General features: G+C 67.2%; 21 protein-coding genes and 1 pseudogene. 6 read left to right on the forward strand and 16 right to left on the reverse strand.

The window, feature by feature from the left end; all coding sequences use genetic code 11:
- The 6 genes and pseudogenes from UUA_RS14545 to ccoN form a co-directional block, all read right to left on the reverse strand.
- Positions 1–840 (reverse strand): annotated as a pseudogene (locus tag UUA_RS14545) (heavy metal translocating P-type ATPase); the annotation flags it as partial.
- Positions 837–1,073, reverse strand: a complete 237-nt coding sequence (locus tag UUA_RS14550) for a hypothetical protein (protein ID WP_008438178.1) — start codon at positions 1,071–1,073, stop codon at positions 837–839. The gene UUA_RS14550 and the pseudogene UUA_RS14545, both read right to left, overlap by 4 nt.
- Positions 1,057–1,965, reverse strand: a complete 909-nt coding sequence (ccoP, locus tag UUA_RS14555) for a cytochrome-c oxidase, cbb3-type subunit III (protein WP_008438179.1) — start codon at positions 1,963–1,965, stop codon at positions 1,057–1,059. The genes UUA_RS14550 and ccoP overlap by 17 nt, the downstream gene beginning before the upstream one ends.
- Positions 1,962–2,144: a cbb3-type cytochrome oxidase subunit 3 gene (locus tag UUA_RS14560; protein ID WP_008438180.1), complete on the reverse strand. Its 183-nt coding sequence runs from the start codon at positions 2,142–2,144 to the stop codon at positions 1,962–1,964. The genes ccoP and UUA_RS14560 overlap by 4 nt, the downstream gene beginning before the upstream one ends.
- Complete coding sequence (ccoO, locus tag UUA_RS14565; RefSeq protein WP_008438181.1) at positions 2,141–2,791, reverse strand: cytochrome-c oxidase, cbb3-type subunit II; 651 nt, start codon at positions 2,789–2,791, stop codon at positions 2,141–2,143. Before ccoO ends, UUA_RS14560 begins: the two co-directional genes overlap by 4 nt.
- A 13-nt stretch (positions 2,792–2,804) precedes the next feature.
- Positions 2,805–4,271: a cytochrome-c oxidase, cbb3-type subunit I gene (gene ccoN / locus UUA_RS14570; RefSeq protein WP_008438182.1), complete on the reverse strand. Its 1,467-nt coding sequence runs from the start codon at positions 4,269–4,271 to the stop codon at positions 2,805–2,807.
- A gap of 324 nt (positions 4,272–4,595) precedes the next feature.
- Between ccoN and ispG the strand changes: the two genes are divergently transcribed.
- Together ispG and UUA_RS14580 are read left to right on the forward strand one after the other, a co-directional pair.
- Entirely contained in the window at positions 4,596–5,855 is a 1,260-nt protein-coding gene (gene ispG / locus UUA_RS14575; protein ID WP_008438183.1) for a flavodoxin-dependent (E)-4-hydroxy-3-methylbut-2-enyl-diphosphate synthase, read from the forward strand.
- Between the two features lie 43 nt (positions 5,856–5,898).
- Positions 5,899–6,756, forward strand: a complete 858-nt coding sequence (locus UUA_RS14580; protein ID WP_008438184.1) for an HD-GYP domain-containing protein — start codon at positions 5,899–5,901, stop codon at positions 6,754–6,756.
- 3 nt (positions 6,757–6,759) lie between these two features.
- Here UUA_RS14580 and aat read toward each other — a convergent pair whose 3' ends face one another.
- From aat to trxB, 3 genes are all read right to left on the reverse strand, one after another.
- The gene (aat, locus tag UUA_RS14585; RefSeq protein ID WP_008438186.1) at positions 6,760–7,488 is read right to left on the reverse strand and encodes a leucyl/phenylalanyl-tRNA--protein transferase; all 729 of its coding nucleotides are present in this window, start codon (positions 7,486–7,488) and stop codon (positions 6,760–6,762) included.
- On the reverse strand, positions 7,485–8,615 hold the full coding sequence (locus UUA_RS14590; protein WP_008438188.1) for a GNAT family N-acetyltransferase: 1,131 nt from the start codon (positions 8,613–8,615) through the stop codon (positions 7,485–7,487). The genes aat and UUA_RS14590 overlap by 4 nt, the downstream gene beginning before the upstream one ends.
- A gap of 108 nt (positions 8,616–8,723) precedes the next feature.
- Entirely contained in the window at positions 8,724–9,686 is a 963-nt protein-coding gene (gene trxB / locus UUA_RS14595; protein WP_008438190.1) for a thioredoxin-disulfide reductase, read from the reverse strand.
- A gap of 216 nt (positions 9,687–9,902) precedes the next feature.
- Here trxB and UUA_RS14600 point away from each other — a divergent pair, with 216 nt between their 5' ends.
- From UUA_RS14600 to lolA, 3 genes are all read left to right on the forward strand, one after another.
- Complete coding sequence (locus UUA_RS14600) at positions 9,903–10,967, forward strand: alanine dehydrogenase (protein WP_008438192.1); 1,065 nt, start codon at positions 9,903–9,905, stop codon at positions 10,965–10,967.
- A 29-nt stretch (positions 10,968–10,996) separates the two neighbouring features.
- Positions 10,997–13,321, forward strand: coding sequence for a DNA translocase FtsK (locus UUA_RS14605; RefSeq protein ID WP_008438193.1), 2,325 nt, complete (start codon positions 10,997–10,999; stop codon positions 13,319–13,321).
- Between the two features lie 142 nt (positions 13,322–13,463).
- The gene (gene lolA / locus UUA_RS14610) at positions 13,464–14,129 is read left to right on the forward strand and encodes an outer membrane lipoprotein periplasmic chaperone LolA (protein WP_008438194.1); all 666 of its coding nucleotides are present in this window, start codon (positions 13,464–13,466) and stop codon (positions 14,127–14,129) included.
- Between the two features lie 111 nt (positions 14,130–14,240).
- Here the strand turns inward: lolA and UUA_RS14615 are convergent, their stop codons facing one another.
- The 6 genes from UUA_RS14615 to hyfB are packed head-to-tail and all read right to left on the reverse strand — an operon-like array spanning position 14,241 to position 21,403.
- Complete coding sequence (locus UUA_RS14615) at positions 14,241–14,753, reverse strand: NADH-quinone oxidoreductase subunit B family protein (RefSeq protein WP_008438195.1); 513 nt, start codon at positions 14,751–14,753, stop codon at positions 14,241–14,243.
- 6 nt (positions 14,754–14,759) lie between these two features.
- On the reverse strand, positions 14,760–16,304 hold the full coding sequence (locus tag UUA_RS14620; protein ID WP_008438200.1) for a hydrogenase large subunit: 1,545 nt from the start codon (positions 16,302–16,304) through the stop codon (positions 14,760–14,762).
- A gap of 5 nt (positions 16,305–16,309) precedes the next feature.
- On the reverse strand, positions 16,310–17,761 hold the full coding sequence (locus UUA_RS14625) for a hydrogenase 4 subunit F (protein WP_008438201.1): 1,452 nt from the start codon (positions 17,759–17,761) through the stop codon (positions 16,310–16,312).
- Between the two features lies 1 nt (position 17,762).
- On the reverse strand, positions 17,763–18,431 hold the full coding sequence (locus UUA_RS14630; RefSeq protein WP_008438202.1) for a formate hydrogenlyase: 669 nt from the start codon (positions 18,429–18,431) through the stop codon (positions 17,763–17,765).
- Entirely contained in the window at positions 18,432–19,385 is a 954-nt protein-coding gene (locus tag UUA_RS14635) for a respiratory chain complex I subunit 1 family protein (RefSeq protein ID WP_008438203.1), read from the reverse strand. It abuts the gene before it with no gap.
- Positions 19,382–21,403 carry a hydrogenase 4 subunit B gene (gene hyfB, locus UUA_RS14640; protein WP_050981896.1) on the reverse strand — a complete coding sequence of 674 codons (2,022 nt, stop codon included), beginning with the start codon at positions 21,401–21,403 and terminating at the stop codon, positions 19,382–19,384. Before hyfB ends, UUA_RS14635 begins: the two co-directional genes overlap by 4 nt.
- Positions 21,404–21,521: 118 nt before the next feature.
- On the opposite strand from hyfB, the gene UUA_RS14645 reads away from it, so the two are divergent.
- A complete protein-coding gene (locus UUA_RS14645; RefSeq protein ID WP_008438205.1) occupies positions 21,522–21,743 on the forward strand; it encodes a hypothetical protein in 222 nt (73 codons plus the stop codon).
- Between the two features lie 310 nt (positions 21,744–22,053).
- On the opposite strand, the gene UUA_RS20080 is transcribed toward UUA_RS14645, so the two are convergent.
- Positions 22,054–22,238: hypothetical protein (locus UUA_RS20080; protein WP_238533035.1), on the reverse strand; the 185-nt coding region annotated here is incomplete at its 5' end.

The raw sequence follows: 22,238 nt of genomic DNA on the forward strand, positions 1-22,238 counted from the left end.
CGCCGGCACCGCCTCGCCTTCGGCGACGTGCACGCTATCGCCCGGCAACAGGGCGATCGCGGCCACGGTTTCCAGCTCGCCGTCGGCGCGGCGTCGCTGCGCCAGCAACGGGGTGGCGTCGATGGCGGCATCGCCAAGCGCACCGCTGCGGTGGCGCGAGCGCAGTTCCACGTAGCGCCCGGCGAGCAGCAGGAACACGAACATGGTCACCGAGTCGAAGTAGATTTCGCCGCTGCCGCGCAGCGTATGGAAAGCGCTGGCCAGGAAGACCAGCAGCACCGCCAGCGCCACCGGCAGGTTGATGCCGAGCCGCCGCTCGCCCAGTTCGCGCAAGGCACCGCGGAAGAATGGCAGCGCCGAGTAGAACACCACCGGCAGGGTGGTCAGCAAGCCCAGCCAGCGGAACAGACTGCGCGTGCTGAAGTCGACGAAATCGACCACGCCGACGTAGATCACGAACGCGTAGGTCATCACCTGCATCGAACACATGCCGGCGACCAGCAGGCGCTTCAGCGCGTCGTGCTGCTCGTGCGCGCGGGCGTCGTCGATGCTGCCGTACTGCAGCGGCTGCGCCGGGCAGTTCGCGGCGGCGAAGTTGTCGAGCAGGGCCGGCAGCGACATGCACCGTGCATCCCATACCACCCGCACGCGTTGTGCCGGCCGGTCGATGGCCACGCGCCGCACGCCGGGCAGGGCGCTGATGCGCTGTTCCAGCCAGAGCACCTGGCGCGCATCGTCCAGAGCCTCGACGCGCAGGGCGATTTCGCTGCAGCCGTCGCGGCGCGGGCGCAGGACCTGCGCGGCGAGTTGCGGATGGGCCCAGGCCGCGTAGGCGTTCATCGCGGCGGGTCGGTCGGCGGGCGCGGCGGGCTGGCGCTGGTGTGCGCGCTGACCGGCACGCCGAACACGGTGTGCGCCGTCTTCAGCGGCGTATCGGCGTGGCTCGCGCCGAGCACGATGATCCACACGCAGCCGGCCAGCGAGGCCACGAAAACGAACACGCCCAGCCACAGCACCGGCTGGCGATACCAGGCCGATGCCGTGCGGGCGGCGATGTCATGGCTTGCCGGCATCGGCCTGGTGCGACTGGCGGTAGACGTAGGCGGCGAGCACGCGGATCTGGTCGTCGGACAGACGCGGGCTCCACGCCGGCATGTGGCCCTGGCGACCCTCGCCGATGGTCTTCTCGATGTCGGCCACGCTGCCGCCGTGCAACCAGATGTGGTCGGTGAGATTCGGTGCGCCCAGCGCCTGGTTGCCCTTGCCGTCGGCGCCATGGCAGGCCGCGCAGGTGCCGAACAACGGCTGGCCGGCGGCGGCCCTGGCGGCATCGTGCGGCGAGCCGGACAGGCTCAACACGTACTGCGCCAGGTTCTTCACGTTGTCGGCGCCCAGGCTGGCCCACGGCGGCATCACGCCGCTGCGGCCGTCGTGGATCGAGGTGGTGATGTCGTTGCCGCTGCCGCCGTAGAGCCAGTCGTTGTCGCTGAGGTCGGGCGCGCCGAGCACCACGTTGCCTTTCGCGCTGCGCTGGTGGCAGGCCGCGCAGTTGTCCTCGAACAGCACCTTGCCCACCTGCAATGCGGCCGGATCGTTAGCCAGCTGTTCCACCGGGTACAGCCTGAAGCGTTCGACCAGCGGCGCGCGCTTCGCGTCGTTGGCGGCCACCGCGTTCGCCAGCTCGCCGTGCGAGGTCCAGCCCAGCACGCCCTTGAAGTTGCCGAAACCGGGGAACAGTGCCAGGTAGACGAAGCCGGCCACGAACATCCCTCCGGACAGCACGATCCACCACATCGGCAGCGGGCGCACGCCTTCGCGCAGCGTGCCATGGGCCCAGACGTGGCCGCTGGTGCCGTCGGGCAGGGTGGGGATCTTCGCGCGCGGGCCCCACAGGTACAGGAAGAACGTGATGCCCAGGTTGAGCACCACCAGGAACATCACCCAAAACGACCATCCCGTGCTCATGGGCGATCCTCCCTGTTGTCGAAAGCGGGTTCGTCTTCCATCGGCAAGCGCGCCATGCGGTTGAACGTGGGTTTGTGGTATTTGCGCCAGGCCCAGATCCAGATGCCGATGAAGCTGAACATCATCAGCAGGATGAGCACGCCGGCGAGGTGGCCCCAGATCGGGTTCATCGGAATCATGGCGTGCCTCCCGTGCCGGCCGATGCGGTGGCGGCGTCAGGCTCGTTCTTGATGCCGAGTCCTTGCAGATACGCGATCAGCGCATCCATTTCGGTCTTGCCTTCCACCGCGGCGGGCGCGCCGGCAATGTCGGCGTCGCTGTACGGGTCGCCCAGCTTGCGCAGGGTGCGCATGCGCGCCTGGATGTCGGCGGCGTCGAGCTTCTTGCCGACCAGCCACGGGTAGGCCGGCATGTTGGACTGCGGCACCACCTGGCGCGGGTCCAGCAGATGCTTGCGCTGCCAGTCGTCGGAGTACTTGCCGCCGACGCGGGCGAGATCCGGGCCGGTGCGCTTGGAGCCCCACTGGAACGGGCGGTCATAGACCGATTCGGCGGCGGTCGAGAAGTGGCCATAGCGCTCGGTCTCGAAGCGCAGCGCGCGAATCATCTGCGAGTGGCACAGGTAGCAGCCCTCGCGCACGTAGACGTCCTTGCCGGCAAGCCGCAGCGGGTCGTAGGGATGCACGTTCGGTGGCGCCTTCAGCGAATGCGCCTCGACGAACAGCGGGGTGATCTCGGCGAGGCCGCCCAGCGAGACCATGATCGCAATACCGATCGCGAGCAGGCCGGCGTGTTTCTCGATTGCTTCGAATTGCTTGTAAGACATGATGTTGTCGTCCTCAACCGGCGGCGGGCAGGGGAGCCGGCACCTGGTGCGGCACCGGCTCGGGCACCGGCACCGGGATCGGCTTGATCAGCCGTGCGCGCGCATCCGCCGCGGTGTGCCACAGGTTCCACGCCATCACCCACATGCCGGACAGGATCAGCATGCCGCCCAGCCAGCGGATCACGTACATCGGCTTGATCGCGATCAGGCTGTCGAGGAAGCCGTAGGTAAGCGCCCCGTCGGGCTGGGTGGCGCGCCACATGTGGCCTTCCACGCCGCCGGCGGTCCACATGGCGCCCACGTAGAACAGGGTGCCCAGCATGTGCAGCCAGAAATGCACTTCCATGCCCTTGTGCGAATACATCTCCGGGCGGCCCAGCGCACGCGGCGCCATCGCGTACAGCGAGCCGATGGTGATCATCGCCACCCAGCCCAGCGAACCGGAGTGCACGTGGGCGATGGTCCAGTCGGTGTAGTGGGTGAACTGGTTCACCGTCTTGATCGCCATCATCGAACCTTCGAAGGTCGAGGCGGCATAGAACACCAGCGACATCACCATGAACTTCGCGGCGGGGTCGGTCTTGAGCTTGTACCAGGAGCCGTTGAAGGTGAGCAGGCCGTTGGCCGCCGAACCCCAGCTCGGCATCAGCAGCACCAGCGAGAACGCCATGCCGACTGATTGCACCCAGTCCGGCAGCGCCGTGTACATCAGGTGGTGCGCGCCGGCCCACATGTAGACCGAGATCAGCGCCCAGAAATTGACGATCGAGAAGCGGTAGCTCCACAGCGGCTGCTGCGCCTGCCGCGGCACGAAGTAGTACATCATGCCGAGAAAGCCGGCGGTGAGGAAGAACGCCACCGCGTTGTGGCCGTACCACCACTGCACCATCGCGTCGACCACGCCCGAGTAGATCGGGTAGGACTTGGTCCAGGACACCGGGAGCGCCAGATTGTTGACGATGTGCAGCAGGCCCACCGCGATGATGAACGCGCCGTAGTACCAGTTCGCCACGTAGATGTGCTTGATGCGCCGGCGCGCCAGTGAGCCGAAGAACACCACCCCGAAGCTCACCCACACCACCGCGATCAGGATGTCGACGAACCATTCCGGCTCGGCGTATTCCTTGCTCTGGGTCAGCCCCAGCGGCATCGTGGTCATCGCCAGCACGCAGACCAGTTGCCAGCCCCAGAAGGTGAAGGCGGCCAATTTCTTGAACGCCAGCCGCGCGTGGCCGGTGCGTTGCACCACGTAGTAGCAGGTGCCCATCAGCGCCGAGCCGCCGAAGGCGAAGATCACACCGAAGGTATGGTCGGGGCGCAGCCGGCTGAAGGTCAGCCAGGGAATCTCGAAATTCAGTGCGGGCCACATCAGCTCGGCGGCGGCATACACGCCGACCGACATGCCGATGATGCCCCACACAGCCGCGGCCAGCAGGAATTGGCGCACGACTTTGTCGTTGTAATACTCGGTGTTCGGCATGGACTTCCCCGGGAAGATAGCTGCGTAATTTGGCGCGAAGCATGGCGGGTAATCGTGACTTCAATCAAGCGGCTGCGGCAATCCGTCACTGTCCGCCGGCGACGGTCTGTGGCAAGTGGATGGCGGGTGGCGGGTGGCGGCGCGTCACCTGCGGAGGAACGGGCCCGAGGTTCTGGCGGCGCCTTGCCGCGATTGCTGTCGCCACCGGCGGCTCGCATCAAGGCGGCGCCAGCGTGCGCCGATTTGTCACGGGAAGGTACCCATGATCGGGTATCCTTCTTGCTTCGCTGCGCGCCGTCGCAGCCCTGCATTCCGGTTGATTCCATGAGCGAGATTGCTGCACAGAAACCGCACCCGGCCGCCCCCGCGCCTCGCCGGCCCAGCGTGGCCGTTCAGGTCGGCAAGGTGATGGTGGGTGGCGGCGCGCCGGTGGTGGTGCAGTCGATGACCAACACGGACACCGAGGACCCGGCCAGCACCGCGAAACAGATCGCCGAGCTGGCGCGTGCCGGCTCCGAACTGGTGCGCATCACGGTGAACACGCCGGCCGCCGCCGCAGCGGTGCCGCGGATCGCCGAACGGCTGGCGATGATGGGCGTGGAGGTGCCGATCGTGGGCGACTTCCACTACAACGGCCACCAGTTGCTGGAACGCGAGCCGGCCTGCGCCGAGGCGCTGGCGAAGTACCGCATCAACCCCGGCAACGTCGGTTTCGGCAAGAAGCACGAGAGCCAGTTCGGCGCGATCATCGAGAAGGCGCTGCGCTACGCCAAGCCGGTGCGCATCGGCGCGAACTGGGGCTCGCTGGACCAGGGCATGCTCACCGCGCTGATGGACGAGAACGCCCGCCGCGCCGAGCCGTGGGACGCCAGCCACGTGGCGCGCGAGGCGCTGATCCGTTCGGCGCTGGATTCGGCCGTGCTGGCCGAGAAGATCGGCTTGCCGCGCGAGCGCATCATCCTGTCGTGCAAGGTCTCCGGCGTGCAGGAGCTGATCGCGGTGTACCGCGACCTCGCCGCCCGCTGCGATTACGCGCTGCACCTGGGCCTGACCGAGGCCGGCATGGGTTCCAAGGGCATCACCGCGTCCAGCGCAGCGCTGGCCGTGCTGCTGCAGGAAGGCATCGGCGACACCATCCGCATCTCGCTGACACCGGAGCCGGGCGCCTCGCGCACCGGCGAGGTGATCGTGGCGCAGGAGCTGCTGCAGACCATGGGCCTGCGCTCGTTCACCCCGCTGGTCACTGCCTGCCCGGGCTGCGGGCGCACCACCAGCGAGTTCTTCCAGGAACTGGCCAAGACCGTGCAGGAACACGTGCGCGAGCAGATGCCGGTGTGGCGCATCAAGTACGACGGCGTGGAGAACCTCACGCTGGCGGTGATGGGCTGCATCGTCAACGGCCCGGGCGAGTCCAAGCACGCCAACATCGGCATCTCGCTGCCGGGCAACGGCGAGACGCCGGCGGCGCCGGTGTTCATCGACGGCGAGAAGGCGATGACGCTGCGCGGCGACAACATCGCCAACGAGTTCGTCGGCATCCTCGACGACTACGTCGCGCGCAAGTACGCGGCGCGGGCGGGCTGAGGCTTCGGTCACAACGCCGCGCCCGGCCTTCATCCATGCTGGCGTGACCGGCACGATGCGCGACAGCGTGGATGTGCGCGATCCCGCCGAAGGAGCCCTGGTGAGAATCAGTCCGCAGTCCCGCACGGTCCTGCTTTACGTGCTGCTGGCCGCGTTGTGGATCTGGTTGTCCGATCGCGCGCTGGATGCGCTGGTGCGCAGCCGGGCGGAGCTGAGCTGGCTGCAGAGCGTCAAGGGTTGGCTGTTTGTGGCCAGCACCGGTGCGCTGCTGTACTGGATGATCAGCCGCGACCTGCGCCGACTGCAGGCCGCCAACCGCAGGCTGCTGGACGGGTACGAGCAGGCCCTGCGCGTGCTGGTGTCGGCGATGGACATCCGCCACCGCGAGACCGGTGACCATTCCGACCGGGTGATGCGCATGGCCACCGGCCTGGCGCGGCTGGCTGGCGTGGATGGCGAGGCGCTGCGCAACCTGAGCTTCGGTGCGCTGCTGCACGACATCGGCAAGCTGGCCTTGCCGGACGCGGTGCTGATCAAGCCGGGCAAGCTGGACGACGAGGAGATGGCGGTGATGCGCCAGCACCCGCAACTCGGCCACGAGCTGCTGCAGCGGGTGGATTTCCTGCGCGACGCCGGCGAGATTCCCTACAGCCATCACGAGCGCTGGGACGGCGGCGGTTATCCGCAGGGCCTCGCCGGCGAGGGCATCCCGCTGGCGGCGCGCGTCTTCAGCGTGGTCGACGTGTGGGATGCGCTGATCACCGCGCGCGTGTACAAGCCGGCGTGGCCCGAGGTGGACGTGCTGGCCTACCTGCGCGCCGCCGCCGGCAGCCAGCTCGACCCCGAGCTGGTGGCCTTGTTCCTGGCGAACTACGACCAGCTCAAGGCGCTCGCGCGCTGAGCTTCAGTTGCCGGCGCCGGGCTGGATCAGCCGCGGCGTGAAGGCGGCCCAGCTGCCGACCAGGCCGGGCTTCCGGCCGAGCTGCGCGACCTGGCGCAGGAATTCCGCGCGCGGCATCTCGACGGCGCCCAGGCCCAGCGTATGCGGGTTGGCGACCTGGGCGTCGAGCAGCGGGAAGTCCATCTCGTGCAGCAAGCGCGCCAGCGCCACCAGGGCGAGCTTGGAGCCACCGCTTTCGGCGCTGAACATCGATTCGCCACAGAACAGCCGGCCGATGGCCACGCCGTAGATGCCGCCGACCAGCTGCTCGTCGTCCCACACCTCGACGCTGTGCGCATGGCCGAGCCGGTGCAACTGCAGGTAGGCGTTGATCATCGCCGGCACCAGCCAGGTGCCGGAGTCGTGTGTGCGCGGCGCGGCGCAGGCGCGGAGGACCTGCTCGAACGCACGGTCCACGCTGAGCCGCCATGGCTTGCCCCTGAGCTGGCGGCGCAGGCTGCGGTTGATGCGCAGGGTTTCGGTATGGAACACGCAGCGCGGGTCGGGCGACCACCACAGGATGGGCTCACGCGCGCCGAACCACGGGAAGATGCCGAGGCTGTACGCGGCCAGCAGTCGCTGCGGCGACAGGTCGCCGCCGAACGCGAGCAGGCCGTTCGGCTCGGCCAGTGCCTGGCGCGGGTCGGGAAAGCGGTCCCAGGCTTCGGGATCCAGCAGCGGCAGGCGGTTCATCGTTCGACCTGGCCCTGATTGGCATAGGGGCTGTGATCCCACAGCTCGGCAGCATAAGCGTCGACCGCTTCGGCCTCGCTGGCAAGCGAGGCCGCCACCGCGGCGCGAAAATCCGGGTGCGCCAGGTAGTGGCGCGAGTGCGTGCGCACCGGCAGGAAGCCGCGCGCCAGCTTGTGCTCGCCCTGCGCGCCCGGTTCGAAGCGATCGAGCCGGTGCGCGATCGCGTACTCGATGCCGCGGTAGTAGCACAGCTCGAAATGCAGGCCGGGCACGTCCACCGACGCACCCCAATAGCGGCCGTACAGCACGTTGTCGCCTTGCACGAACAGCGCCATCGCCACGATGGCGTCGCCGTCGCGGGCCAGCGCCAGCTGCGCGGTCGCGCCCAGCTCGCCGAGTCGGCGGAAAAACGCCGCGGTCAGCGCCGCATGGTTGCCCTTGGCGTCAAAAGTGGCTTCGTACAGCGCGTGCACCTGCCGCCACTCGTCGTCGTCCAGCGTGTCGCCGCCGCGCCACTCGATGGCCAGCCCGCTCGCCGCCACCTGGCGGCGTTCGCGCAGGATGTTCTTGCGCTTCTTGTGGCTGAGCGCGGCGAGGAAGTCGGGGAAGTGGCGGTAACCGCGGTTGTGCCAGTGGAACTGCACGTCGGAGCGGGCCAGCCAGTCGTGGCCGAAGGCGGGGAGTTCGGCGTTCGGCAGGAAATTCGCGTGTACCGACGACAGCCCCAGCCGCCCGGCCTCGCCACGCATCGCCTCGACCAGCGCGCGTTGCAGCGCGGGCGTGCCGGCCAGCAGACGCGGGCCGGGCACCGGCGAGTAGGGCACGCCGCAAAGCAGTTTCGGGTAGTACGCGCCACCGGCGCGCTCCCAGGCGCGCGCCCAGCTCCAGTCGAACACGAACTCGCCGTGCGAGTTGCCCTTCAGGTACAGCGGCGCGGCGGCGACCAGCCGACCGTTGTCGTACAGGCCCAGATGGTGCGCCTGCCAGCCCCAATCGGGGCGGATGCAGCCGGTGTCTTCCAGCGCCGCGAGAAACGCATGCGACACGAACGGATTCGCGTCGCCACGCAAGGCATCCCATTCCGCGGCAGGCAATTCGGCGATCGCAGCGTGGAAGCGGATGTGCATGGCATGGCTTGTAGGAGCCCGCTCGCGGGCGATGCTTCTGGTCGGGATTCGAGGCTCGGGATCGCAAGGGCCAAGAGCATCGCCCGCGAGCGGGCTCCTACAGATAGATCAGCCCGCCGGGGTCTGCTGGTCCAGCCAGCGTTCGGCGTCCAGCGCGGCCATGCAGCCGAAGCCGGCCGAGGTGACCGCCTGGCGGTAGATGTGGTCGGCCACGTCGCCAGCGGCGAACACGCCGGGTACGGAAGTCATGGTGGCCATGCCGTGCTGGCCACTGTGGATCTTGATGTAGCCGTCGTGCATGTCGAGCTGGCCTTCGAAAATGCCGGTGTTGGGCGTATGGCCGATCGCCACGAAGAAGCCGGTGGCGGCGATGTCGCGGGTGGCGCCGGAGTTGATGTCTTTCACGCGTACGCCGGTGACGCCGGTGTCGTCGCCGAGCACCTCGTCGATGGTGTGGTTCCAGACCAGCTCGATCTTGCCGGCGGCGGCCTTCTCGAACAGTTTGTCCTGCATGATCTTCTCCGCGCGCAGCTTGTCGCGGCGATGCACCAGGTAGACCTTGCGGCCGATGTTGGACAGGTACAGCGCTTCCTCCACCGCGGTGTTGCCGCCGCCGATCACCACCACGTCCTGGTCGCGGAAGAAGAAGCCGTCGCAGGTGGCGCAGGCGGAGACGCCCTTGCCCTTGTACTTCTCCTCGCTGGCGATGCCGAGGTATTTGGCGGTGGCGCCGGTGGCGATGATCAGCGCGTCGGCGGTGTATTCGCCGGAGTCGCCCTTGAGCCGGAACGGGCGCTGCTTCAGGTCCACCGTGTGGATGTGGTCGAAGATCATCTCAGTGTGGAAGCGCTCGGCGTGCTCGGCCATGCGCTGCATCAGCGCCGGGCCCTGCAGGCCCTCGACGTCGCCCGGCCAGTTGTCCACGTCGGTGGTGGTCATCAGCTGGCCGCCCTGCTGCAGGCCGGTGATCATGGTCGGCTTGAGGTTGCCGCGGGCCGCGTACACCGCAGCGGTGTAGCCGGCGGGACCGGAGCCGAGGATCAGCAGGCGGCTGTGTTTGGAGGAGCTCATGGTGGTTATAATCCTTGGGTTTTCGGGTGACTTGAGTGGCTATTCGCTCCAGCCCCTGCAGCCATTTCCTTTCGGGCCGCAGCAGGCGATGACGACGGAGCACACGACCCCGGAAGAATGGGGAATCCGCGGCACCGATTCAAGGCATCGGCAGATCGGCGGCACGACCGCGTCGGTGGCGCGATGGGTTCAACCTTTCACAGGACACCTTATTCCATGCGCATCGGCATTCCCTCCGAAACCAAGACGATGGAAGGGCGTGTTGCCCTGATTCCCGCCGCCGCCGCCGACCTGGTGCATCGTGGCCATGAGGTGTTCATCCAGTCCGGCGCCGGCATGGAGAGCGGTTTTACCGACGCAGCCTACGCCCGGGAAGGGATCACGGTGGTGGCGGACGCCGCCGCGCTGTACGCGGCTGGCCAGCTGATCGTCAAGGTGAAGGAGCCGATCGCCGGCGACCTGGCGCTGCTGCAGAAGCACCACCTGCTGTTCTGCTACCTGCACCTGGCCGCCGAACCCGAGCTGACCCGCCACCTGCTCGACATCGGCCTCACCGCCGTGGCGTTCGAGTCGGTGACGGAAAACGGCATGTTGCCGCTGCTGCTGCCGATGTCGGTGATCGCCGGTCGCATCGCCATCCAGCTCGGCACCACGCTGCTGCTTCGGCCGCAGGGCGGCAAGGGCAAGCTGCTCGGCGGCATGGCATCCACGGCGCGCGGCAAGGTGGTGGTGCTGGGTGCGGGCACTGCCGGTGGCCATGCCGTGGCGCTGGCCGCGGCCGCCGGCGCCAACGTGGTGGTGTTCGACAAGCGCCAGGACCGCCTGGCCGAGACGATGGCGCTGGCCCCGAACATCACCGCGCTGTACGCCTACGAGTCGTCGGTGGCCGAGGAAGTGCGCGATGCCGACATCGTGGTCGGCGCGGTGCTGGTCCCCAGCGCCCGGGCGCCGCACGTGGTCACCGAAGCGATGGTGAAGGCGATGGAGCCGGGCAGCGTACTGGTGGACATCGCGATCGACCAGGGCGGCTGCTTCGAGACCTCGAAGCCGACCACCTGGGAGAGTCCCACCTACGACGTGCACGGCGTCACCCACTTCTGCGTGACCAACATGCCGGGCGCGGTGCCGCAGACTTCCTCGCTGGCGATCTCCGCCGCGATCCTGCCGTACGTGCAGCGACTGGCCGCGGGCAGCGGGTGGCGCCAGTTCGCCCCGCTGAGCAGCGGCATCAATGTCGACGGCGGCAAGCTGGTGCATCCCGCGCTGCAAGGTATGCTCTGACCTTGGCAAGCACGAGAGGGGCCCCCGGAGTGGCGCGCAGCACGAACGTCAAGCAACAACCCAGGCAGGGCCTCAGCGACGAGCTGAAGCGCCGGCTGCGCGAGGCCGGCGCGCTGCTGCTGCTGCCGCTGGCGCTGTACCTGCTGGTGTGCCTGTTCAGCTACGACCCGCACGACCCCAGCTGGACGAATGCCGGCCAGCTCGAACACGCGCGCAATTTCGGTGGCACCGTGGGGGCGTACATCGCCGACCTGCTGCGCTGGATCTTCGGCCTGGTGGCCTATTGCTTCCCGTTGCTGCTGCTGTTGCTGGGCGTGCAGGTGCTGCGCCAGCGCGGCGAGCAGGCGGTGCACCCGTGGGAGCCGGCGCTGCGCCTGATCGGCTTCGTGTTCTTCTTCATTACCGGCCCGGCGCTGCTGTACCTCAATTTCCACGATGAGCCGGTGCTGCCGCAGGGCGTGGGCGGGATCATCGGCGTGTGGGTAGGCAGTGCCCTGCTCAGCGCGTTCGGCGACAAGGGTGCGCCGCTGCTGCTGCTGGCGCTGTTCCTGATCGCGGTGACCCTGGCTACCGGGCTGTCCTGGTTCAAGGTGGCGGACTGGACCGGGCACGGCGTGTTGAAGCTGTTCGACTGGCTCAAGGACAAGCTGCACGAGGCGCCGCAGGTGCTGGCCGCGCGGCAGGCGCGCACCGAGCGCGAGGTGGTCAAGAAGGCCGACGCGGTGCGTCAGGCCAAGCGCGAGCCGGTGCGCATCGAGGCCCCGCCGGCGCCAGTGACCAAGAGCGAGCGGGCCCGGCTGGAAACCCAGATCCCGCTGTTCACCGGCGCTGCTGCGCCGGGCGAGCTGCCGCCACTGTCGCTGCTGGACGAGGCGCCGCCGCAGGGGCCGGGTTACTCGGAGGAGACCCTGGAGGTGCTCTCGCGCCAGGTCGAGTTCAAGCTGAAGGACTTCAAGATCGACGTGAAGGTGGTCGGCGCCTATCCCGGCCCGGTGATCACCCGCTTCGAAATGGAACCGGCGCCGGGCATCCGCGGTTCGCAGGTGTCCAGCCTGGACAAGGACATCGCGCGCGGCCTGTCGGTGGTCAGCGTGCGCGTGGTCGACGTGATCCCCGGCAAGAACGTGATCGGCCTGGAGATTCCCAATACCAACAAGCAGATCGTCTACCTTTCCGAAATCCTGCGCTCGGACAAGTACGACCAGGCCAAGTCGCCGCTGTCGCTGGCGCTGGGCAAGGACATCGGCGGCAAGCCGGTAGTGGTCGATCTGGGCAAGATGCCGCATCTGCTGGTGGCCGGTACCACCGGTTCCGGCAAGTCGGTGGCGGTCAATGCGATGGTGCTTTCGCTGCTGTACAAGGCCAGCCCGAAAGACGTGCGGATGATCATGATCGACCCGAAGATGCTGGAGCTCTCGGTGTACGAGGGCATCCCGCACCTGCTGGCGCCGGTGGTCACCGACATGAAGGAAGCCGCCAACGCATTGCGCTGGTGCGTGGCCGAGATGGAGCGCCGCTACAAGCTGATGGCCGCCGTCGGCGTGCGCAACCTGGCCGGCTTCAACAAGAAGGTGAAGGACGCCGAGAACGCCGGCCAGCCGCTGCTGGACCCGCTGTTCCGGCCGAACCCGGAGATGCCGAACCTCGCCGCCGAGCCGCTGGAGCCGCTGCCGTACATCGTGGTCTTCATCGACGAATTCGCCGACATGATGATGATCGTCGGCAAGAAGGTGGAGGAACTGATCGCCCGCCTGGCGCAGAAGGCGCGCGCGGCTGGCGTGCACCTGATCCTGGCCACCCAGCGCCCGTCGGTGGACGTGATCACCGGCCTGATCAAGGCGAACATCCCCACCCGCATCGCGTTCCAGGTCTCCAGCAAGATCGACTCGCGCACGATCCTCGACCAGAGCGGCGCCGAGACCCTGCTCGGCCACGGCGACATGCTGTACCTGCCGCCGGGTACCGCCACGCCGGAACGCGTGCACGGCGCCTTCGTCGACGACCATGAAGTGCACCATGTGGTCGGCTGGCTGAAATCGCAGGGCGCGCCGAACTACGTCGAGGGTGTGCTGGAGGAAGTGCAGGCCACCAGCGACGGTAAGTTCATCAACGACTCGGGCCTGCCGCAGGAAGGCGAAGAGGGCGGCGATGCGGATACGCAGCTGTACGACAAGGCCGTGGCGGTGGTCACGCAGACCCGTCGCGCCTCGATCTCCGGCGTGCAGCGGCACCTGCGCATCGGCTACAACCGCGCCGCGCGGCTGGTCGAGCAGATGGAGCAGGACGGCGTGGTCAGCGCGCCCCAGCACAACGGCAACCGCGAGGTGCTGGCGCCGCCGCCGCCGAAGAATTGAGCCTTGGTAGGGCGGGCACTGCCCGCCGGCTTCTGCTCTCCTCTCTGGCGGGGTGAAAGCGGCGGGCAGTTGCCCGCCCTACGGATCCGTTAAGCCGATACGCTCCACAATCCACCGCCATCATCACCTTCCAGGGAATCCGATGAAACGCTTCATGCTCGCCCTGTCCGCCGTCGCGCTGACGCTGTCGCTGAACGCCGTGGCGCAGGCCGCCACCGGCCCGGCGCGTGCGCGGCTGGATGCGTTCGCCAGCGGCCTGCATTCACTGACCGGCCACTTCAGCCAGACCCTGACCGACGTCAACGGCCACGCCGGCAAGACCAGTTCCGGCACGCTGGCGCTGCAGGCGCCACGCCAGTTCCGCTGGGACACGCTGGCGCCGTACAAGCAGACCATCGTCGCCGATGGCAGCCGGGTTTGGCTGTACGACCCGGAGCTGGAGCAGGTCACCGTGCGCATCCAGTCGAGCGAGGAGGCGCACAGCCCGCTCACCGTGCTGACCGACCTCAAGCAGATGGACAAGGACTTCACGGTGGTCGAGCAGGGTGAGCACGACGGCCTGGCCTGGCTGCGGCTCAGTTCCACCGCGAAGGACCCGCAATTCGACCATGCCGACCTCGGCTTCGACGCGAACGGCCTGGCCCGCATGACGTTCCGCGACCAGTTGGGTTCTACCACCGAGATCCGTTTCTCCGGCTGGCAGCGCAACGCGCCGGTCCCGCCGGCCACCTTCAACTTCGTGCCGCCGAAGGGCGCCGACGTGATCGGCGACGCGCCGGTGATCGACGTGCAGCCGCTGAAGGACTAGCCGGACAATCTGCGGACGAGCGGAGCCAGCCGGCTGTTTCCGGTGCACGAGCAGGGCATCTTCGCGCTCACCAGTCACCCATGAGGCCGCTACCCGGGTAGTGTGGAGAAGTTATGCCGGTCGCTTGCTGGTTATCTGCAGCAGGCCCCGCATGATCGCCAGTGGCGTGGGCGGGCAGCCGGCGACCACGGCATCCACCGGGACGATGGCACTGATCGGCCCCCGGGTCGCATAGTTGGCGCCGAACAGGCCGCCGCAGACCGCGCAGTCGCCCACGGCGAGCACCCACTTGGGATCGGGCATCGCTTCATAGGTTTGCCTGAGGGCGTCTTCCATGTTGACCGAGACCGGTCCGGTGACCAGCAACACGTCGGCATGGCGCGGGCTGGCCACAAACCGGATGCCGGCGCCTTCCAGGTTGTAGTACGCATTGCTCAGCGCGTGGATTTCGAGCTCGCAACCATTGCAGGAGCCGGCGTCGACATGGCGAATGCACAAGGCGCGTCCGAACACGGCGTGCAGCTCACGCTGGATCGCGGTGGACGCCGTCTGGTCGGTATCCGGCACCGGATACGGTTCGCTCAGGCGGCCGGTTCGACGAATGCGTGAAAGGATATCGAACATGCGCGCTTACCCGTCGTGCCCGCTGTAGGAAAGGTTGAAGGATTTGTTGATCAGCGGGAAGTCCGCCACGATGTTGCCCAGGATGGCGACTTCGAGCAGCGGCCAGTTCTGCCACGAGGGATCATGCGCGCGGCAGCGCCGGATGCCACCGGCGGGGCCGGTTTCCAGCGCCAGCATGACCGGACCTCGCCAGCCTTCGATCAGGCCGATGCCGAGCTGGCCGGCGGGCGCCACCGGCACCTCGCAGACCCGCTCACCCGCTGGCAGCGCCTGCAGCCATTGCCGGCACAGCCGCAGTGATTCCAGCGTTTCCTCGAAGCGTACCTGCACGCGCGCCGCCACATCGCCTTCGGTGCTGGTGGCCAACGCCGGCGACGATTGATCATACGGCGACCATGGCTGGTCCACGCGCAGGTCGCGGGCGACGCCGGAAGCACGCCCGGCCAGGCCTATCGCACCCAAGGCGGCAGCCTGGGCGGGGGTCAAGCGGCCGGCACCGAGGAAACGATCCTGCAGGCCCTCATGCCGGGCGTAGATTCCGCGCAGGTCGCCTACCGCGCGTTCCAGTGCCGCGATCTCGTCGAGCATGCCCGGCAGCGCGCGTGCCGGCAGGTCGCTGGCGACGCCACCGGGGACCACGAAATCGAACAGGTAGCGCTGGCCGAACAGTTCCGCGTTGTGCCGCAGAAGCTGCTCTTTCAGGCTGGAAAACTGGGTCTGGCCGAAGGCAAAGCCGACATCGTTGGCCAGTCCGCCCAGATCGCCCAGATGATTGGCGATGCGCTCGCGTTCGAGCGCCAGCCCACGCAGGACGAGGGCGCGCGGCGAGGGTGTGCTGGCGGTGATCGCTTCCAGCGCGGCGCAATACGCCCAGCTGAAAGCCACCGTCGAATCGCCGCAGATATGGGCGGCCAGACGGTGGGCGTCGCACTGGGCCATTGCCTCGAAGCGCTTGGCGATGCCCTTGTGCGTGTAGCCGAGGCGAACCTCCAGGCGCAGCACCTTTTCGCCCACCACGGCCAGCTGGAAACGTCCCGGCTCGATGGTGCCGGCATGTACCGGACCGGCGGTCATCTCGTGCACGCCGTCTCCGCTGACCGGGATGAACGGATATGGCGAACTGGTCACCGGCCAGGTCTGGGTCGCCGCGACGTCGCGGCGCAGCGGGAACACGCCCTCCGGCCAGCCGCCGTGGCGCAACCACGGCCGCATATCGCCAGCGTCGGCGCGGATGCCGAGCAGATCGTAGGTCGCGCGCTGCAGCCGCCCGGCCGCCGGAAAGCGCGTGGCCAGCGAGGGGTAGATGGGCCGGTCGGCGGGCATCGCGTGCTCCACCACCACCACCCGATCGCGCAGCAGGTAGGCCGCGTGCACGCGCAGGCACTGGTCGCGATCGCGATCGTCGCTGCCCCACAACGACAGCAGGTCCGCACCTGCCTCGCGCATCGCATCCGCGGCCTCGCACCAGCGAGCGGCATCGACCTGTACGCGGCAGGCCGCCACGTTGGAGGGCAAGGGCACGCATTCGGTGTCGAGAAAGTCAGGCCACATGGGATTCATCCGATCAGGCTCGCGGCAAGCCGATACCACTGGGCCAGGGCCGGCGGTATGTACAGGCCGAGCATCAGCACGATCGACAGGTGCACAAACACCGGCACCAGTGCCGGCGGGTGCGGCAGACGCTGTGCATCCGTTTCGCCGAACACCATCGGCTGCACCTTGAAGAAGATCGCGGCGAATGCCACGGCCAGGGCGACGAGCAGGAGCGGTGTCGCCCACGGGTGGTCGCGCATGGCCGTGATCAAGACCATGTATTCGCTGGTGAATACGCCGAACGGCGGTGTGCCGAGGATCGCCAGCGAGCCCAGCATCAGTCCCCAGCCGACGGTGGGACTCACCGTCAGCAGGCCGCGGATGCCATCAATGCGCTGGGTGCCCGCAATCTGCGAGGCATGGCCGGCGGCGAAGAAGATCGCCGACTTGGTCAACGAGTGCACCGTCATGTGCAGCAGCGCGGCGAAATTTGCCAGCGGCCCGCCCATGCCGAATGCAAAGGTGATGATGCCCATGTGCTCGATCGAGGAGTAGCCGAACAGGCGCTTGATGTCGCGTTGACGCCACAGCAGGAACGCCGCCAGCACCGTCGAGAACAAACCGAACGCCATCAGCATGCGTCCGGGCAGCGCCGAGTGCATCGCGCCGACCGCAAGGATCTTGCAACGGACCACGGCGTACATCGCCACGTTGAGCAGCAGCCCCGACAACACCGCCGAGACCGGAGTGGGACCCTCCGCGTGGGCATCGGGCAGCCAGTTGTGCAGGGGGGCGAGACCGACCTTGGTGCCGTAGCCGACCAGCAGAAAGACGAACGCGAGCCCGATCACCGTCGGGTCGAGCTGCCCTTTCACCGCGTTGAGGTGGGTCCACAACAGTGCCCGCATGCCCTCGCCACCGAGCAGCCGCTCCGCAGCGAAATACAGCAGGATCGTGCCGAACAGCGCCAGCGCGATGCCGACGCCGCACAGGATGAAATATTTCCAGGCCGCCTCGATGCTGGCGCGGGTGCGGTACAACGACACCAGCAGCACGGTGGACAGCGTCGCCGCCTCCATCGCCACCCACAGCAACCCCATGTTGTTGGTCGACAGTGCCACCAGCATGGCGGCCATGAACAGCTGGTACATGCTGTGATAGAGCCGCAGGCGGTGCGCGTTGAGCCGACCGTGATCCTGCTCGATACGCATGTAGGGGCGCGAAAACACCGCCGTGGTGAAACCGATCAGCGCGGTCAGCGCGATCAGGAACACGTTGAACGGATCGACGAAGAACTGCTCGTGGGCCACCGTCATCGAGCCCTGGCCGATGATCCTGAGTACCAGCGCCGCGGCAGCGATCAACGTCGCCAGGCTGATCACGACGTTGAGTTCGGCGGCGGAGCGCCGCGCACCGAACACGGCCAGCACGATCGCACCGAACAAGGGAGTACCCAGCACCCACGCAAGCTCCACGTCAGTCCTCCTTGAGTGCTTCGAGCTGATGCAGGTCGAGGCTGTCGAACTGCTCGCGGATCTGGAAGAAGAAGATGCCGAAGATGAACACGCCGACCAGCAGATCGAGCGCAATGCCCAGCTCGACCACCATCGGCATGCCGTAGGTCGTGCTGGTGGCGGCGAAGAACAGGCCGTTCTCCATCGCCAGGAAACCGATCACCTGGGTCACCGCCTTGTGTCGGGCAATCATCATCAGGAAGGCCAGCAGGATCACCGCCATCGCAATGCCCAGCGTCTGTCGGGTGACCGTGGTGGCCAGCGAACTGATCGGCTGGGCCAGTCCGAACGCGAAGATCACCAGACCCAGCCCGACCAGCATCAGCGTGGGAATGTTTACCAGCGGATCGCTGTCGCCCTCGATGCCCAGGCGACGCATCAGCCGCAGCAGGATCCACGGCATCAGCCAGACCTTTTCGATCAGGGTCAGCGCCGCGGAGTAGTACAGATGCTGCAGGTGCGCCGTGACGGCGACCAGCAGCGTGGAGGCGGTCAGCACCACACCCTGCCAGGCCAGCAGCACGATCAGCCGCCGTGTCCGCCGCTGCGCGAGCATGGAGAACGAGATCATCAGCAGGCCGGCGGCGAGCACGTGCAGCAGCTGGGTGACGAGGTTGAGTGGAGGCATCATTCAGGATTGCAGCAGGAGGTGAACGAGCAGGCCCAGCACGGCGAGCAGGAACGCCATGCTCAGGAACTCCGGCGCCCGGAAGATGCGCAGCTTGGCCGAGACCGTTTCGATCACCGCCAGCACCGCGCCGGCGACGGCCAGCTTGGCCAGCAACCACACGATGGCGAGCAACAGACCCAGTGGGCCGGCCGTGCGCGGCGCGATGCCCCAGGGCACGAACAGCGTGAAACCGATGCACGCATAGTTGAACAGCTTCAACCAGGACGCCCACTCGATGAGGGCCAGATGGCGCGCGGAATATTCCAGCACCATCGACTCATGGATCATCGTTACTTCAAGGTGTGTGCCGGGGTTGTCGATCGGAATGCGGGCGTTCTCGGCCAGCAATACCATCACGAAAGCGACACCGGCGAAGGCCAGGCTCGGATGCAAGGTCAGCCCGTCGGCGTCCAGGGTGCCTTTCACGATGGTTGGCAACGCCGTGCTGCCGAACATCAGGAACGCGTTGAACAACACCATCAGCAGCGCCGGCTCGGCGAGAAACCCGATCATCATCTCGCGTCGCGCGCCCATGCTGCCGAAGACCGTGCCGATATCCATCGCCGCCAGGGCGATGAACACGCGTGCCGTCGCGAACAGGCCGACCAACGCGATGGCATCGGCCACCCGTGCGAGGGGCAGGTCGGTGGTTACCGAGGGAATGATCGCCGCCGCCGTAGCCATCGCGCCGAACACGGCGTAGGGCGCGGCACGGAACAAGGGCGAGGCCTGCGTGGCCAGCGCCGCATCCTTGCGGAACAGCTTGCGCAAGGTGCGGTAGGGCAGCAGCAAGGAAGGCGCCGACCGGCTCTGCAGCCAGGCCCGGCATTGGGCGACCCAGCCGGCCAACAGCGGTGCCAGTGCCACGGCCAGTACCACGCCGCCGAGCTGGCTGACGAGTGCGAGCGCGTTCACAGGACAAACACCAGCAATACGATCAGGGTCAGGAAGCTGTACATCAGATAGACGGCCAGACGGCCACGCTGCAGCATGGACAGCGCATCGGCCAGCCAGCCGACGATGCGGGCCAGCGGAAGATACAGGCCATGCCAGAAGTGGTCATCGATCTGGATGCGGTAACGCGGGGCGGGGTCATCCGCCGCCGGCACTTCGCGCTCCATGCGGAAAAACGGCCCGAACATGTGCCGGATCGGCTGACCGAATCCTTCGGCGGTGTCCTGCATGCGCGGGGTCAGCTCGGGGTAACCGCAATTCCATGGTGGCACCCGGCGCACACGACCGTGGTACATCCGCCGTACCAGCACGAACATCATTGCGATCACGCCGGCCATGCCCAACAGCAGCCATAGGCCACTGTAGGAAGCCTGCGCCTGCGCCACCGGGGCGATCCACCATGGCGCCGGACCGCGCTGGACCACGGTGCCGAGCAGGGTCTGGGTCACGCCGGCGATGGCATCCAGCGCGGCTTGCGGAAACACGCCAATGAAGATGCAGCCCAACGCCAGCCAGGCCAGCCCCACCCGTTCCAGCCAACCCGCATCGTGGGCCTGCATTAGCGAAGGTTCGCGTGGCTGGCCGAGGAATATGACGCCGTAGAACTTGACCATCACGTAGCCGGCCAGCGCGGCGGTGAGTGCCACCACGGCCGCGCCCAGCGGCACGATCATGTTGATGAACGCATGCGGGATGGACGGCGTGGACAAGAATGCCTGCAGCAGCAGCCATTCGGAAACGAAACCGTTGAGCGGTGGCAACCCGGCGAGGGACAGGGTGCCGACCAGGGCCAGCGCGGCGACCCATGGCATCCGTCGGATCAGCCCGCCGAGTTTGCCCAGGCTGCGCTCGTGGGTGGCGTGCAGCACCGAGCCGGTGGCGAGAAACAGCAGGCTCTTGAACAGTGCGTGGTTGAGTGCATGCAGCAACGCCGCGGTGAGTGCCAACGCCGCCAGCAGGCGCATGTTGAACGCGTAGCACAGCAACGCCAGGCCAAGCGCGGCGAAGATCAGGCCGATGTTCTCGATGGAGGAATAGGCCAGCAACCGCTTCATGTCGGTCTGCACGGCAGCGAACACCGCACCGAACAGCGCCGTGCCCAGTCCCACTGCCAGCGTCAGCATGCCCCACCACCATGGGCCGGCATGGAGCAGATCGAAACTGACCCGCAGCATGCCGTAGACCGCCACCTTGAGCATCAAGCCACTCATCATCGCGGACACCGGAGATGGCGCGGCCGGATGGGCTTCCGGCAGCCACACATGCAAGGGCACTAGGCCCGCCTTGGCGCCGAAACCGAACAAGGCCAGCAGGAAGGCCGCCGCGGCCCAGGCCGGCGACAGGGTGGCCGCACGCATCGAGTCAAACGTCATCAGCCAGCTGCCGCCGTGCAGCACACCGAAGCAGAGCAGCAGTGCCAGTGCTCCCACGTGCGCCATCAGCAGGTACAGGAAGCCGGCGCGCTGGATCTCCGGAATACGGTGCTGGGTGGTCACCAGGAAATACGAACTGAGCGCCATCGTTTCCCACGCCACCATGAACAGATAGGCGTCATCGGCCAGCACGACCAGCGCCATGCTGGCCAGGAATACGTGGTACTGCAGGCACAGCAGCCCCGGCGCCGTACCTTCGCCGTGCCGGAAGTAACCGGCGGCGAAGATCGAGATGCCAGCCCCGGCACTTCCGAGCAGCAGCAAGAAGAAGCCTGACAGCGCATCCAGACGCACATGAAACGGCATGTCCGGAAGCCCGAAGGCAAGCACGCCGGTCTGCGCGGCAAAGCCGGTGCCCAGGGACATGGCGCCCATGCCGGCCACGCCCAGTGCGACCAGCGCGCCCAGCGGGAACAGTGTGCGTGCGACCCAACCGATGCGATTGGACTGGACCAGGCCGAGTGCACCAATCAGCAACCATGAAGCAACCAGAACCAGCAATGCCGTCAGTGCCGTGGTTGTCGTCAGTGCACTTACCCCATGCATACGGTGGACTCGAGCAGGTCGCTGGTCGAGCGGCTGTTGAGCGGTACCGGCTGGACGTTTGTCATGATAACTTTATTATCATAAGATGATTGCTCAGTGTACAGCCGATGATACTCGCATGCCAACAGAAAGCCGTACGGCCCGCCTGACGGTCCTGATCGACCCACGCAAGAAGGCGGTGTTCGAGCGCTTGTGTGCGGCAGACGACACCACGCCGTCGCAGGTGGTGCGCCAGCTGATCCGGGACTATATCGAGCAGAAGTCCGGGCACTCCTGGCAAAGCGAGTACAACCTTGCCGAAAAGACCGCGACTGCAGCCAGAAGGCCGCGGACGCGCTAGCGGCTGCCAGCGTCACCTGTTCATGCCCTGGCTGCAGGGATGGGGCCGGACAAGACGACGGGAAACAGCGTGGCGGCGGGCCGATCACCGCCAGGACAAACACGGGCTTCGTTGGGCACCCGAGGTGAGCTGCATCGACCTGGACAAGGCAGCCCTCATGCGGGCACGCGTACCATGTCAGAAGTCAGCCGCCCGGACGGACCTGTCGTGGTGGTTCAACGTGCCGGCTTGTCGCACTGAGCGGCTGCGTCAAATCGTCAGCAGCACAACAGGTGTGGCCGCTGCCGGATGCCGGTCGGCCTTCAGGGCTCTATCCGGCTTCGGTGGGGATCGGGTTGCGGAACGGCAAGGCGAGCACCTGCAGCGGCATGGTGTTCCGCACCACCATGTCCCGGCCGCGCTCACCGGACTGTGTGGCGTGGGCTACGGCATCTACCGCCAGTACACGATGACGGTGGGAATCCGCTCCGACTAAGAACTTATCCGTAATTAGCA

It is taken from the genome of Rhodanobacter thiooxydans LCS2 (assembly GCF_000264375.1).
Lineage (GTDB): Bacteria > Pseudomonadota > Gammaproteobacteria > Xanthomonadales > Rhodanobacteraceae > Rhodanobacter > Rhodanobacter thiooxydans.